The 14,768-nt window shown below is 63.5% G+C and carries 12 protein-coding genes; 9 read left to right on the top strand and 3 right to left on the bottom strand.

Going from position 1 to position 14,768, the window contains the following annotated elements; genetic code table 11:
* The first annotated feature begins 49 nt into the window (after positions 1-49).
* The 8 genes from KKP04_RS04740 (at position 50) to KKP04_RS04705 (ending at position 10,361) form a co-directional block, all read left to right on the top strand.
* A complete protein-coding gene (locus tag KKP04_RS04740; protein ID WP_215027487.1) occupies positions 50-1,372 on the top strand; it encodes a glycoside hydrolase family 3 N-terminal domain-containing protein in 1,323 nt (440 codons plus the stop codon).
* Positions 1,373-1,429: 57 nt separating this feature from the next.
* Positions 1,430-2,494, top strand: a complete 1,065-nt coding sequence (locus KKP04_RS04735) for a glycosyltransferase (RefSeq protein WP_215027485.1) — start codon at positions 1,430-1,432, stop codon at positions 2,492-2,494.
* Between the two features lie 50 nt (positions 2,495-2,544).
* Entirely contained in the window at positions 2,545-2,937 is a 393-nt protein-coding gene (locus KKP04_RS04730; RefSeq protein WP_215027483.1) for an MAPEG family protein, read from the top strand.
* Between the two features lie 299 nt (positions 2,938-3,236).
* A complete protein-coding gene (locus KKP04_RS04725) occupies positions 3,237-4,367 on the top strand; it encodes an AI-2E family transporter (RefSeq protein WP_215027481.1) in 1,131 nt (376 codons plus the stop codon).
* A 9-nt stretch (positions 4,368-4,376) separates the two neighbouring features.
* Positions 4,377-5,072: a DnaA ATPase domain-containing protein gene (locus tag KKP04_RS04720; RefSeq protein WP_215027479.1), complete on the top strand. Its 696-nt coding sequence runs from the start codon at positions 4,377-4,379 to the stop codon at positions 5,070-5,072.
* Between the two features lie 281 nt (positions 5,073-5,353).
* On the top strand, positions 5,354-7,579 hold the full coding sequence (locus KKP04_RS04715) for an RNA degradosome polyphosphate kinase (RefSeq protein ID WP_215027477.1): 2,226 nt from the start codon (positions 5,354-5,356) through the stop codon (positions 7,577-7,579).
* 166 nt (positions 7,580-7,745) lie between these two features.
* Positions 7,746-9,314 (top strand): exopolyphosphatase, encoded by a 1,569-nt coding sequence (locus KKP04_RS04710; protein WP_371818699.1) that lies wholly within the window; start codon positions 7,746-7,748, stop codon positions 9,312-9,314.
* Positions 9,315-9,428: 114 nt separating this feature from the next.
* Positions 9,429-10,361 carry a DnaJ C-terminal domain-containing protein gene (locus KKP04_RS04705; protein WP_215027475.1) on the top strand — a complete coding sequence of 311 codons (933 nt, stop codon included), beginning with the start codon at positions 9,429-9,431 and terminating at the stop codon, positions 10,359-10,361.
* Here the strand turns inward: KKP04_RS04705 and KKP04_RS04700 are convergent.
* The gene (locus tag KKP04_RS04700) at positions 10,319-10,690 is read right to left on the bottom strand and encodes a hypothetical protein (RefSeq protein WP_215027473.1); all 372 of its coding nucleotides are present in this window, start codon (positions 10,688-10,690) and stop codon (positions 10,319-10,321) included. The genes KKP04_RS04705 and KKP04_RS04700 overlap by 43 nt on opposite strands.
* A 184-nt stretch (positions 10,691-10,874) precedes the next feature.
* Here KKP04_RS04700 and KKP04_RS04695 point away from each other — a divergent pair, with 184 nt between their 5' ends.
* Positions 10,875-11,819, top strand: a complete 945-nt coding sequence (locus tag KKP04_RS04695) for a fumarylacetoacetate hydrolase family protein (protein WP_215027471.1) — start codon at positions 10,875-10,877, stop codon at positions 11,817-11,819.
* 346 nt (positions 11,820-12,165) lie between these two features.
* Here KKP04_RS04695 and KKP04_RS04690 read toward each other — a convergent pair whose 3' ends face one another.
* Both KKP04_RS04690 and crtD read right to left on the bottom strand, forming a co-directional pair.
* On the bottom strand, positions 12,166-12,927 hold the full coding sequence (locus KKP04_RS04690; RefSeq protein ID WP_251133902.1) for a carotenoid 1,2-hydratase: 762 nt from the start codon (positions 12,925-12,927) through the stop codon (positions 12,166-12,168).
* A 131-nt stretch (positions 12,928-13,058) separates the two neighbouring features.
* Positions 13,059-14,627, bottom strand: coding sequence for a 1-hydroxycarotenoid 3,4-desaturase CrtD (gene crtD / locus KKP04_RS04685; RefSeq protein ID WP_215027469.1), 1,569 nt, complete (start codon positions 14,625-14,627; stop codon positions 13,059-13,061).
* Positions 14,628-14,768 lie beyond the last annotated feature (141 nt).

Below are 14,768 nucleotides of genomic sequence, written 5' to 3'. Positions count from 1 at the left end.
GCTCCCGCATTCCGCTAACACAATGAAAACCACTGCGACGTTTGAGCCTATGGCGCATCGAAACATTCCCATCCTGCGCGGACTTGCTCTTGGCCTAGCCCTTATCGCCGCCGAACCTTGCGCGGCGAGCGGCGCGCAGGAGTATAACGGCGCGGCGGTCCACAAGGAAGCATCGCCCGAAATCCGCCGCACCGAAGACATTACCGCACAAAGGGTAAAAACCGCGCAAAACAATGGCGCGCGGGGCGACGAGGCGACCGCTGAAGCGCAACGGAAGCTGAAGCAGGAGCTTGACCGGCTGCGGCGTCCGCCTCGCGACGGCTGGGCGGCAACCACGCCGATCACCCAGCCGAAGCCGCAACGGCCGGTCGGCTCGACCGCAACCGCTCAAGCCTCGCAGAAGCCGAAAGCCGCCGCTCCTGCGGTCGCACCCATCGAGGCGTCGCTTCCCGATGGCCCCGCCATCGATCGGGAGGTGGACCGCGCGGCCGGAAAGGTGCTGTTTCTTCGCTTTTACGGTACGACACCCACCGATGTCGGCGCGAAAGCCATGCGCGCCCTGCTGCAAAACGGCCGGATCGCGGGCGTCATGTTTTCGCCGCGGAATATCGCCTCCAAGGCCCAACTGCGCGGGCTCGTGAAATTCCTCTGGCAGGGGAATGCCGCTCAACGGCCATACTTTGCGGTGCGCGAGATTGGTGGCGGTGACGACGCGCTTCCCCGGCTGAAGGAATTCGAGGCGTGGCCGACGCCGAGAAGCATCGCCGCGAGAGGCGATCCGGAATACGCCTATTCCACCTATCGCTCGCTCGCCTCGACACTCTCGCATCTCGGCTTCAACATGAATTTCGGCCCGTCCCTCGGCCCGTCCGGAGCGGCGCCCGACTCGTCGAGTTTCGGCGCGAATCCGCTTCAGTCGGGCGTGTTTGCAAAGACGTTCATCCTTGGGCACAAGGACACGAACGTCATCCCCGTGCCTGTGGTGGATCAGAGCGAGCTTTCGGTGCGCGCGCTGAAGTCGCTGCTCGTCGCCTATCCGGGCACGCCGGTGGGCGCGGCGATCGGCGCCGAGACCGCTTCGCTCGCCGTCTATGAACGCCTCGTGCGGGGCCCGCGCTTCTGCTTTCTGACGATGACGGCGGGCGCCGCTGACACGGTGTCCTCCTTCGCGAAGGGCTGCGATGTGCTTGTCGTGGACGATGGCAAGGAAAGCCCGGCGGCGACGCGCGCGGCTCTCGTGGCGGCGATGGCCGATGCAATCAGGAACGGCACGCTTTCGCTCGCCGACCTTCAGGCATCCGCGCAGCGCCTTTCGACGCTTCGAAGTTCTGCGGCATCCCTATCCACCGGGTTTACCACCAGGTCGCAGTAAACACTTGATATCGCAACCTTGGGTTGCTATGAGCCGCTAAACTTCGGCGAGCGGCCCATGGCGACTATCGCGATCCTGCATGCGAACCACAACCATCCCGCTTACACGAGCGCTTCGCTACGCACGGGCGCCGTGGCCGGAACCGAAAGCTCGGCGATTTATCTGGCGGAGGCGCTCGCCCGGCGGGGCCATTGCGTCTTCGCGCTGAACCGTCTCGACGAGCCGTCCGTGGAAAAAGGTGTGACGTGGCTGCCGCTCCACCATCGCGCGAGCCTGCCTCCGGTCGATGTCGCCATCGCTCTCAATTCGGACCGGCTCTATTGGGGCTTCAAGTCGCGCCACAGGCTGACATGGCTGCATACGCCGCCGACGCTTGGCAAGTATCTCAAACGGCGCAACATGCTCGCCCTTCTATGGCACCGGCCGTCAGCGGTGCTGCTCGGCCGCTACCACGCATCGACGCTCGACCGCCGCGTGCCATATCGCTACCGCGTGGAGATCGCTCACGGCGTGGCAGACATGTTCTTCGCGCCGGAGCCAGACGCGCGGCCGCGTGCTCCAAAGGCGGTGTTCTGTTCGCGGCCTTCGCGCGGGCTCGATTACGTGGCGAGGGTCTGGCCCGTTATCCATGCTGCGGTGCCGGACGCCGAATTGCACGTTTTCTGCCCGCAATCGAGCCTCGACGAAGCCGCGGCGCGTATCGGCAACGCGGTGCCGGGGGTGCGCATGCGGGGCGGTGTGGCGCGCGCCGACCTTGCGGCCGAACTCAGGACGGCGCGCGTGATGCTCGTCCCCGGCGACCGGGACGAAACATTTTGCCTCGCAGCTGCCGAGGCGACGGCTTCGGGTGTGCCGCTCGTCACGCTCGGCATCGGTTCGCTGAAGGAGCGCGTGCGCGATCGCGAGACCGGCTTCCTTGCGAACGGCGCGGACGATTTCGCGCGGCACGCGAGCGCGGTGCTGGGCGATGACGCGCTTTGGCTTCGCCTCAATCGCGGCTGCATCATGGAGGGCGCGCTCGCCCGCTGGGATGACCGTGCCGCGGAATGGGAGCGGCTTTTCGCGGCGCTCGAAACGTGCGAAGCCCCGGCGCTCGAACCGTTTCTTGTCGCCGCTCGTTGAATACGGCAGGCTTCGCTGACGCCGGATCGCAACATGTTGGAGTGGACGCCATGACCACGGAAATGACGATGCTGGCCTGGACCATAGGTCTTGCCATCGTACAGATCGGCCTTTTCTCCATCGCCCGGACGGTGCAATACGGCGCAAAATGGAATATGGGCGCGCGGGATGAGAAGCAGCCGCCGCTGAACCCTGTCGCGGACCGGCTCGGCCGCGCGCAGGCGAACCTTTACGAAACACTGCCGCTGTTCATCGCGGCTGTGCTCCTCGCCCATGTCGCGGGGCGGGAAAACGCCACAACCGCGCTCGGCGCGCAGCTTTATTTCTGGGGCCGGGTGGCGTATGTGCCGCTCTATGCGTTCGGGGTGCCATACATCCGCACCCTCGCGTGGGGCGTGGCGACAGCGGGGCTTTTCATGGTGCTGTGGCCGCTTTTCGGATAAAGGCCGCGGGAGCGCCGCCAAAGCGAACGCCTGCGAGAAGCCGCCTTTTCGATCAGGTCGTTCCGATCCTGAGCCGCCCGCACCTCGAAGCGCTCCCCTTATGACTTGCCACTTTCGGGCGCGCGGCTACAGTTGCGCGCGCAGACCGCAGCGCGAAGGAAACCCGGACGACACCTCGAACGTTGATGCGAGCGGCCCTCGCTTCGACAGGCGGCGAGGCCGTCGCTTTTGGAACGGTCGATAAACCAATCGAGCGGACTCTGTCGGAAAGCCGCAAATTCAGGGAGTAAAGCGTCAGCATGGACAACACGATCCGACTCTCGCCGCACGGAACCTTCTGGTTGGTGATCGTCGCCCTCGGCGCGATAGGGCTCATGGTGTTCGCCGACGTGCTCATGCCTTTCGCGGCGGGGTTCGTCCTCGCCTACCTCTTTCATCCGCTGGTCGACCGGCTCAATCGCATCGGCGTGCATCGCGGGGCGGCGGCGTTCGCGATCATCGCGGTTCTGAGCCTTGTCTTCGTTGCGATTTTCGCGTTGCTCATCCCTCCGCTGGTCGACCAGTTACGGCAATTCGCGCAGGACTTGCCGGTCTATTACCAGCGTGCGCGCGCCTATCTCTGGGAGAATTATCCGCAGTATCTCCGGTCCCTTCAGAGCACCGTGCAGCAGCAGGAGGGCGGAGCCGCCGGGCAGGCGCAGGATTTGGCGGGCCTGGTCGCGGGCTATCTGAAGGGCCTCGCGGAGAGCAGTCTCGCCTTCTTCAACACGCTCGCGCTCCTTTTTCTTACTCCCATCATCACGTTTTTCCTGTTGCGCGATTGGGACCAGATGTTTGCCTCCATCGACAGCCTGCTTCCGAAAAGGGACGCGCCAACCATCCGCAAACTCGCGGGCGAGGTCGACGACACGATTTCCGGCTATCTGCGCGGCATGTTCATCGTGCTGTCGATCCTGTCGATATTCTACATGGTATCGCTTGGCCTGATCGGACTGAATTACGGCCTCCTCATCGGCCTTTTCGCCGGGCTCATAAGCTTTGTGCCTTATCTCGGCTCGACGACAGGGCTGCTGGTGGCGGGCGGCGTCGCGCTGGCGCAATTTGCGCCGGATTACTCCATGGTGGCGCTCGTCGTCGGCGTCTTCATCTTCGGGCAGATTATCGAAGGCAATGTGCTGACGCCGAACATCGTCGGCAATCAAGTCCGGCTGCATCCGGTCTGGCTGCTTTTCGCGCTGGTCGCGGCGGGTTATCTTCTGGGTTTCACCGGCCTGTTGATTTCTGTGCCGCTTGCCGCGGTCATCGGGGTGCTGGTGCGCTTTGCACTCCGCAAATACCAGGAAAGCGAAATCTATGACGAGGAGAACAGCGAGGCGGCAGAGGAGGCGGTCGAAGGCGCAAAGCCGCGACAATCAGCGACTATCGGCTGAGGCCGGGTGATGACGTCCCAACTCGCTCTCGATCTGCCCCGGCGTCTCGTCTATGACGAGAGCGATTTTTTTGTCACGGCGCGAAACGGCCGCGCCTTCGGGCTCGTGGGCCAGTGGCCGGACTGGCACGCGCCCGCCGCCGTGATCTGGGGCCCTCCGCAATCGGGCAAGACCTATCTCGCGCATATCTGGAAGGCGCGGGCGAACGCGGCGTTCGCCGACCCCGCCGCGCTCGATGGCCACGTCTGGGCCGCGCCCCGTCAACCGCTCGTTCTGGAGGATGTCGATGCGTCGCCGCTCCCGGAAACGGCGCTGTTCCATCATTTGAACCTCGCGCGCGAACACGGATCCTTCATCCTCCTGACCGCGCGAACGCCCCCCGGAAGCTGGCGGATCGCGCTGCCGGACCTGCGGTCGCGCATACGCTCCTATCCCACCGCCGAAATCCAGCCGCCGGACGAGGAGCATCTGTCGGCGCTGCTGCTGAAGCATTTCAGCGATCGCGGCATCGAGATCGCCCCGGACGTGATCGCCTATCTCGTCCAGCGCATCGAGCGCTCGATGGCGGCGGCGGATGCCGTGGCGTCGCTTCTCGACAAGGCGGCGCTGGCCGAACGCCGCCGGGTCACGCGCGCCTTCGCGGCGAAGGTATTAAGGGCCGTTGCTGGCGGGCCGGAGTTCGATGACGACGCCCCGAAAGAATAGGCGCGTTAGCGCTACGGCGCCGACGCATGCCAGTCTCTTTACCTGGTAATGGGGATGGAAGTTAAAGCCGGATAAGCCCTTGCGGCGGCGCGGGTGCGGCGTCATCTTTTCGTTAAACAGTTTGTCCGTCGCGTGAAGGTCGCGCACCATCGGCCGCTCTGAGCGAAGCGTCGTCACGCCGTTTCGCTTAAGCGTTTTGTGTTTGTCATGTCACAAAGCGCTTCCAAGCTCTGAGTGCGCAATTCACGCGTCGCCAAGACGCCAAACGGAGATCGTGGACCATGAAAATCGCCAAAGCCGAACCTGCCCCCACATATCGGGACAGAATAGAAGCCTTTGGCGCGGAACGCTTTTTCAACCGGGAGCTGTCGTGGCTCGCATTCAACAGGCGTGTTCTTGAGGAATCGGCCAACAGTCGTAACCCGCTTCTTGAGCGCGTCCGCTTTCTGGCTATTTCCGGGTCCAACCTCGATGAGTTCTATAGGGTCCGCGTCGCGGGCCTCCACGAACAGGCTGCGACCGAGATCGTCGAGCTGTCACCTGATGGACTGACGCCGAAGCAGCAGGTGGAAAGAATTAATGCGGCCGTCATGCCGCTTTCGGCCATCCAGCAGGAGCGCTGGAATGCGCTTCGCGAGGAAATGGCGGATGAGCGGGTTTCCGTCATCTCCGCCGATTCGCTGTCGGACGCGGAACGGGACTGGCTCGAAATCTATTTCATGCGGCGCGTATTTTCGGCGCTGAGTGCGGTGGCGGTCGATGCGGCGCATCCGTTCCCGCACGTGCAGAGCCAGGAACTCGTGCTTGTGCTCGAATGCACGCGGGAACTCGCTCTTGCCGGCGATCCGGATTTCGATGACGAGCCACGCCTCATGTATGCTCTCGTGGTGATTCCGAACGGCCTCGACCGGTTCGTCCGGCTGCCGCACACGGAAAGCGCGAACGCCAAGCCCGCGATCCGCTTCATCGCGATGGAGGCGCTGATCGCACTTCACGCACACGCGCTGTTGCCGGGCTTCAAGGTGAAGCATGTCGGCCTCTTCAGGCCGCTGCGAAACAGCGGAATCGAATTTCAGGAAAAGAGCGAAGACTTGCAGAAGGTGCTTCGCAAGGCGCTCGTGCGGCGGCAGCTCGGCGAGGTGATCCGCCTCGAAATGAGCGAATCGCTGCCAAAGGCCGCGCGCGAACTCATCATCGCCGGCCTGAAAATCAGCCGAGAAGATGTCGTGATGTTGAGCGGCCTGTTCGCCATCGCCGACGTTTCGCAACTTATCGTGAGCGACCGGCCCGACCTGCTCTACAAGCCGTTTGAAATCCGTTTTCCCGAGCGGATCGCCGAATTCGAAAACGACTGCTTCGCCGCCATTTCGGCGAAGGACATCATCATTCACCACCCTTACGAATCGTTCGACGTGGTGCTGCAATATCTGCGGCAGGCCGCGTCCGATCCCGATGTCGTCGCCATCAAATGGACGCTCTACCGCACGTCGAAACGCTCCCCCATCGTGGAGGCGCTCAGGCAGGCGCGCGAGGCGGGCAAGAGCGTCACCGTGATGATCGAGGTGACGGCGCGCTTCGATGAATTGAACAATCTCGAATGGGCCAAGCAACTCGAAGAGGTGGGCGTGCATGTGGTCTATGGCCTGACGCAGCTCGACCTCAAGACGCATGCGAAGCTCGGCCAGGTCGTTCGCAAGGAAAACGGCGAGCTTCGCACCTATTGCCACATCGGCACGGGCAATTATCACCCGGCGACCGCGCGCATCTACACGGACCTCTCGTACTTCACCGCCGACCCCGCCATCGGCCGGGACGTGTCGCGTATCTTCAATTACGTGACGACTTATAGCCGCCCCAACAACCTCGAACGCATGTATATCTCGCCGCACGGTATCAAGGCGCGGATCATCGAGGAAATTCACAACGAGATCGCGCATGCCAAGGCGGGCCGCCCCGCCGCGATCTGGATGAAACTCAATGCGCTTGTCGATCCGGAAGTGATCGACGCGCTCTACGAGGCGAGCCTGTCGGGCGTGCCCGTCGACCTCGTCATCCGCGGCATCTGCTGCCTCAAGCCGGGGATTAAAGACCTTTCCGAAAACATCCGCGCGAAAAGCATCATCGGCCGGTTTCTGGAACATTCACGTATCTATTGCTTCGGGGCAGGGCACGGATTGCCTTCCGAGGACGCTCACGTGTATATCAGTTCCGCCGACATGATGCCGCGCAACCTGGAGCGGCGCGTCGAGGCCATGACCGCGATAACAAATCCCACCGTTCACGAGCAGATTCTGGACCAGATCATGATCGCCAATCTGAAGGATAATCTCCAGAGCTGGAAAATCTGCGCCGACGGCAGCTCCCAGCGGCTTCATCTGAAGCCCGGCGAGGAACCTTTCAGCGCGCACGAGTACTTCATGACAAATCCCAGTCTTTCGGGGCGCGGCGGCGCGCTCAAGCAGAACTTCCCGCGACGTTTCGCGGTTGCATCGGCACCGCACGCCTAGTGCAATCGTTTCGCATTTGATGCACACCTGCGGTGGCCCGATCAGATGTGAAACTCCAACCGAGCTAAACTCAACACGTTGCCCGAAGGTCTCGAAGCGCCTCCGAGTGCTTGAATGTGGGCAGCGCCTTGGAGCAAAAACATGCGCCAGAACACGAGGATGATTCGTGGATAATACGACGCTCGGTTCGATAAGTGGACGGTTGCCTGGCGCGCGCCCGGTGGCCGTCATCGACATCGGTTCGAACTCGATCCGCCTCGTCGTCTATGAAAGACTGACCCGCGCGCCGACGCCTCTCTTTCAGGAGAAGGCGATGTGCGGCCTCGGCCGTTATCTCAACGAATTGAAGCGCCTCAATCCCGAAACCGTGCCGAAAGCGCTCGCCTCGCTCGCGCGCTTCCGCAAGCTCGCTGACATTTGCGGCGTGCGCGAGCGCGACATCCATCCCTTCGCAACGGCGGCGGTTCGCTGGGCGGAGGACGGGCCGGACTTTCTCGCGAAGGCTGAGGAAGCCTGCGGCGTCCCCATCCGCGTGATCGGCAACGCAGAGGAGGCGGAGCTTGCCGCCACGGGTATTCGCGCGGGCTTCGTCAATCCGTGCGGTATCGTCGGCGACCTCGGCGGCGGCAGCATGGAACTCGTGCGCATCCATGGCGACACGATGTCCGACAAGATTTCGCTGCCGCTCGGCAGTCTGGCGCTGGCAGAGCGAACCCATGGCGAGAAGACCGAAGCGATCCCCATCATCGAGGATGCGCTCGCCTCGGTGGACTGGCTCAACCATGTGCGCGGCGAGAATTTCTACGCGATCGGCGGCACATGGCGCGCGCTGGCGAAGCTCCATATGGCCCAGACCAACTACCCGCTTTCCGCCGTTCACGGCTACAAGCTCGATGCCAGAAAGGCGCTTCAGATCACCGCGCGTTACGCCAACAACTCGCCAACGGGGTTGAAGCGGCTCGCCGGCATGTCGGCCGGGCGCGAGGAAACCGTACCCCTCGGCGCGCTGCTTCTCAACTCGCTGATCCGCAAGATGCAGCCGTCCGATCTCATCTTTTCGGCATTCGGCGTTCGCGAAGGCACGATCTACCGGCTTCTCAACGAGACGGAACGCGCCGAAGATCCGCTGCTTTCAGCATGCGAAACGGTGGCGATGTTGCGCGCGCGCTCGCCGCAGCATGGGCGCGAACTCATCTCATGGACCGATGGGCTTTTCGCGACCTCGAACGATCACGAACACGAGGATGAGCGCCGCCTGCGTCACGCGGCCTGCCTTCTCTCCGACATCTCCTGGCGCGCGCATCCCGACTATCGCGGCGAGCAGAGCGCGGTGCTCATCTCGCAATCGGCGTTCGCGGGGATCGATCATCCCGGCCGCGCCTTCCTCGCGCTGTGCGTGTATCATCGCTACGAGCGGAAGCTTCAGGGCGAGTTGATGCCGAAGCTTGCGCAACTTCTGCCGCGCCCGCTCCAGAAACGCGCGCTTATCATCGGGCAAACGGTTCGCGTTGCTCACACGCTGACGGCGGGAATGAAGGGCCTCCTGCCGCAGACCACGCTTCTGTGTGAAGAGGGCAAGCTTGTGCTGTCCTTGCCGACGAAGCTCGAATCGCTCGACGGCGAGCAATTGCGGCGGCGTCTGCGCTCCGTCGCGCGCGAAATGACGCTTCAGCCTGAGGTTGCGATATCGAAACACGTGAAACAGACATTTTTCAGCGGCTTGTTCGGGGGATAATTCGCGTCCGCGAACCGGCCGGACCGAAGCGGGACAAGTTAAGCTTGACTCCCATCGTTCTGTAACGGTCTTTGCATAGTTCGCAACGCTGACAACTCCTGCACCCAACGTTCCATGGACCAAGATCTCTACGCTGTTCTAGGGCTGAAGCGCACCGCGACGAACGACGAGGTCCGTCGGGCGTATCGCAAGCTCGCCAAAGACCTGCACCCGGACCAGAACAAGGGCGATCCGGCCTGCGAGGAGAAGTTCAAGCGCGTGTCGGCGGCGTTCGCCGTGCTCGGCAGCCCCGAGAAACGCAAGCGCTACGACGCGGGCGAGATCGACTCGATGGGTAATGAGCGCGCGAACCCGTTTTACCGCGATTACGGCGCCGGCGGCGCGGGCCGCGATCACGATGGCTTCGGCGCGTCTCACAATGGCGGCGCGGGCGGCGACTTTTCCGACATCTTCGGCGACCTGTTCGGCAGGCGCGGGCCGTCCGGCGCGTTCACGATGCGCGGCATGGATTACCGCTACAACCTCGAAATCAGCTTTCTCGAAGCCGTCAACGGCGTGAAGAAGCGCGTGCAGTTTCCCGATAACGAGACGCTCGACATCACGGTCCCGGCGGGCGTCGAAAGCGGGCAAACGCTCAGGCTTCGCCACAAGGGCGGCCCCGGCGCGGGGCGAGGCGAGCCCGGCGATGCGCTCATCGAACTGAAGATTCAGCCGCATCCCCTGTTTTCGCGCGACGGCGACAACATAACGCTGGAATTGCCGGTTTCGCTTGACGAGGCCGTGCTCGGCAGCCGCATCGAGGTGCCGACCATCGGCGGGCGTGTGACGGTTGCGATCCCGAAGGGCGCATCGAGCGGGCAGGTGCTGCGGCTGCGCGGCAAGGGTGTGCGCAATGCGCGCTCCGGTACGCATGGCGACCAGCTCATCACGCTGAAAATCGTGTTGCCGCCCGTCATCGACCCGGAGCTTGAGCGCCTCATGCATGAGTGGGCGAAGAAGCAGCCCTACGATCCGCGTGCCCGCTTCCGGGAGGCGGCGGGCGCCTGAGTGGCGTTTTTTCGCCCCGCTTGGCTGTCCAGCTCGGACGGCCTCGGGTTTCGCGGCTTCCTGCCGATCGCCGCCACGATTTCCACGATCACCCAGACCACGATAACCGCGCCGAGGATAGCGATGGCCTCGACGGTGTGCATGCCGAAATTCAGGATGGAAAACAGCTCATCGCCGTAGTCGCTTCCGAGAACCGGGCAGGGCAGCGATTGGCCGGGATCGAGAGCGCATCCGGCGACACGCGCCGCCGCTCCCGCGCCGATCAGAGCCAGAATCGGCACAAGGCACAGAATCACCACGACGAGCATCAGCAAACGAAAGGCACGCATGGGCTGTTCCCTCATTCGGCGAGCCAACTCCTACATACTCTAATTCATGCGTCTTGCGTAGGCCCGACCGATTTCGTTCTCGATTGCGCGGGGTTCCGCTCCGCCGCAAACTGGAGAGTGTGAGAAAGCCGGGTAAGGCAAGTGAAGCGCCGAACGCCAAACGCTCCAGCCGAAGGAGAATGTCATGACCACCATCGAGGTGCCGCTCGATTCGAAACTGAGGCTGCTTACGTTCGCGGACGAGCAAGGGCGCGCGAGGCTCGGCATCGTGCGACCGGACGGCCATGTGACCGATGTCGCCGAAGCGGCGCGCCGCGCGGACCGTTGGCTCGGTTTCGACGGCACATCCATGCGCGCGCTCATCGAGGGCGGGGCGGAAGCGCTGGCGGAAGTTCGCGAGCTTGCGGAGATGGTGCCGCACGGCGGTTTCAATATCTCCGCCGTGCGAATCCTTCCGCCGCTGCCGCGCCTCAACGGCAACATTTTCTGCGTCGGCTGGAATTTTCCGGAGCATTTCAGCGAGGGCGCTGCCTTCCGCGACCCGAACCAGAAATTGCCCGAGCATCCGGTGTTCTTCTCGAAGGGGGTCGCCGCGCTGAACGGCCCGTTCGATCCGATCCCCTACGACGCCGCTATTTCGGCGCAGATCGACTGGGAGGCGGAGCTTGGCGTCGTGATCGGCAGGCGCGGCAAGAACATCAGCGAATTCGAGGCGCTGGACTACGTGTTCGGCTATACCGCGATCAACGACGTGTCAGCGCGCGATGTTCAGAAGTCGCGCCATGGCGGGCAATGGCTGAAGGGCAAGAGCCTCGACGGCACCGCGCCCATGGGGCCGTGGATCGTACCAGCGGGCGAGTTCGACGCGAGCGCGGTTCGCATCGTAACGCGCGTGAACGGCGCCGTGAAGCAGGACGGGAACACGCGCGACATGCATTTCAGGATCCCGCGCGTCATCGCGGAGCTTTCGCGCGGCATGACGCTTCAGCCGGGCGACGTCATCTCCACCGGCACCCCGCCGGGCGTCGGCATGGGGCGCACGCCGCCGGAATGGCTGAAGCCCGGCGATGTGCTGGAAACGGAGATCGAGGGGATCGGCACCATGCGCAACGTCATCCGCGAGGCGTGATGCCGAGCGCTCCGGCGGGACGGTGGCAGATGTCGGCAATACTGTGGGGCGACGATGACGGAAACCCGAAACGAAACGGAGCGCGATTTCTCGCGCCCCGTCTTTCGACCGAAATCGGAAATGAGCCTACTTGCCCTTCTTCGCCTTCGGAGCAGCCTTCGCCGGAGCGGCGGCGGCCTTGGCCGTAGCCGGCTTCGCGGCGGGTTTCGGAGCTGCTGGTTTCTTCGCCATCGTCTTATTGCCCCTTAGCAATATGTTGCGGACATCGAATCGTGAGCCCGATTCGTATCGTACAAACAAATAACGGCCGTTTGTTTCCACAGTTATTGAAGGGGAGTGCTACTTTTTATTCATATTTCTCCCGGTCCATTCCGAAGACTCCTCGGGAACTCCCCTGAAGCGTCACGCGCGGCATGCGCCAGCCGAGCAGCGATTGCACCCAGCGCTTGCGGAACCTGTCGAGCGAAACGCTTTCGTGCATCGCATGTACCGGCTCGCCGAGAAGGTGCGTGGCGATCATGGAGCGCGAATAGAACGGCGTGTCTTCGAGCGTCTGCACGACGTTCGCGGTGTGGCCCGCGTCGACCCGCGTTTCGCGCGGCATCTTCCAGTAGCGCGTGGGCGGAAGATCGCGGCGCTCGTGAAATTCCACCGGGCTGACGCTGCCGTCAGCCGCGATCCTGATGCCCATATTGAACTTCTCGCGATTCTGCCGGACTCCCTCGTAGAGCATCACGGCGCTGTCGGAGAGGCAGGCACGCGACCAGTTCCAGTAGGAGAAGCCGTTCTCCAGCGGCTCGTCGCCTCGATTGGTGTCGAAATAGCCGGTGCCCGTCCACGACACGGCGGGCGCGTCGAAACGCGCTTCCACCCGCGCGCGCGGCGCAATCGGCGCCCAGAGATGGCGGCCGCCCGTGCCGAAATCGGAGGCGAAGTCGCTGCGTATTTCGGGTTCGAGCGTGACGACGCCTCGAACGGGCAGCCCCGTGACCGGCGCTTTCTCGTCGATGTTCACGGTGAGGCGCGTTCCGTCCCACGAAAGGCTCGACGGTCCCACGGCGAGAAGGTCAGGCGTCGCGCCGAGCGCATGGCGGCATCGCTCGGTCATCGCCCAGCGTGCAACGCCCCGGCCATAAACAGCGACATTGATGGAGCAATGCTGCGCCGGATCGACGATCGCGCGGCGGCGTTCCTTCGCGTAGTACGGCGAGAAGACGCTGCCGATGAACGCGATGATTGTCAGTCCGTAGCGATGGTCTGCACTGAACGCATCGACATACCACCAGGCGTAGCCATTCGGCGCAACAGTCTCGGCAAAGCGAGGTCCGCAACCAGCGCCTCCGATGCGAGAGCGCCAGACAGCGCCGCCATCGGAATGCCCGGCCCCGGATGAACGCTCCCCCCCGCGAAATAGAGGCCCGGCATCGCCGAGCGTATCCCCTGTCTCTGGAACGACGCCATCCAGCCGTGCGAAGCCCGGCCGTAGATCGCTCCCCCCGTTCCCGGCAAGAGGTTCTCGAAATCCTGCGGCGTGGTTCTCACCAGCGCCCCCGGCAGCGGGCGAAGCGTGAGGCCGCATGTTTCCATCAGCCGGAAAGTCTTCGTCTCGCATTCTTCGATCTCCGCTAGGCTCAGGCCGGAACCATTGAAAAGGGCAGGCGCGTTGACGACGGTCAGGAAACGCTCGGCTCCGTTTCCGCTTCGCTCGCCGCGTCCATCGCGATCCTGCGCGCAGAGATAAACCGTTGGCGCGGACGGAAGTTTTCGCTGCCTGAAAATAGCGTCGAATTCTAGGTGATATGGCGCCGCTGGAAAGAAGACGGTATGCCGCGCAAGGGGCAATCCCGAAACTTCGGCCTGAAAGGCAAGTGTCAGCGCGGACAGCGAACGGCGGCGAGGCGGAACGCGGCGCGTGGCGCTCGCGGCATCGCGGCCGAGACGACCGGCGGCGACGGGGGAAGGGTCGGCGTTCAGCACAACGGCGTCGGCGGCGATATGCTCGCCGCTCGCAAGACGCACGCCGGATGCCCGCCCGAATTCGGCGGTGACCGCGGCCACTTCCTTGCCGTAGCGGTAGACGACGCCGAGCCGCCGCCCGAGCGCTTCGAGCGCACTGGCGATCTTGTGCATGCCGCCTTCCACGAGCCACACGCCCTGCTGTTCGACATGGGCGACGAGCATCAGCGTGGCGGGCGTGGCGAAGGGCGAGGCGCCGCAATAGGTGGAGTATCGCGCGAAAAGCTGGCGTAGCCGCGGGTCGCTCATGTGGCGGCAAACGGCGTTCCAGAACGTTTCGTAAGGATTCATGCGCCAGAGGTCGGAAAAGGCGAGTGGCCCGACGCGCCAGATCAGTTTCGGCAGGCTCGGCTTCTGCGCGCGGATGAACGAACGGTCGAGGATGCGGTAGATTTCCGCCGCCTCGCGGCAGAAGGCGCGGTAGCCTAGCGCGTTTTCAATGCCCGCGAAATCCGCGATCGCGTCGAAGCTGCGCGCTTCATCCGCGAAAAGATCGAGCGTGCTTCCGTCCTCCCAGGCATGCCGAGCGATGATTTCGGCGGGCCTGACGGTGAGATAATCGGAAAGCGACGCGTCTGCCTTCTCGAAGATGGCCTCGAAGACCTCGCGCATGGTGAAGACAGTAGGCCCCGCATCGATGGCCACGCCGCCTGCGTGGACTTCGCGCATCTTGCCGCCCGGCTTGTCGAATTTCTCGACCACGGTGACGGCAAATCCTTCGGCGGCGAGGTTCACGGCGGCGGACAGCCCGCCTATCCCCGCCCCGACGATAACGACACGAGTCTCCGGCAAATGAATCTCCCGCAAGAACGGCGTTGACACGCCGACCGGTGACCGTCCAGAAGTGACGGCAGGGCTTGGGACAAAAAGCAGAACGCACAGGCCACGCGCGGTGACTCTCTCTCGAAATATTGCAAATTTGCATAAACGAAG

Source organism: Rhodomicrobium sp. Az07, from assembly GCF_018619475.1.
Taxonomy (GTDB): domain Bacteria; phylum Pseudomonadota; class Alphaproteobacteria; order Rhizobiales; family Rhodomicrobiaceae; genus Rhodomicrobium.
This window is presented reverse-complemented; position numbering and strand designations above follow the sequence as displayed.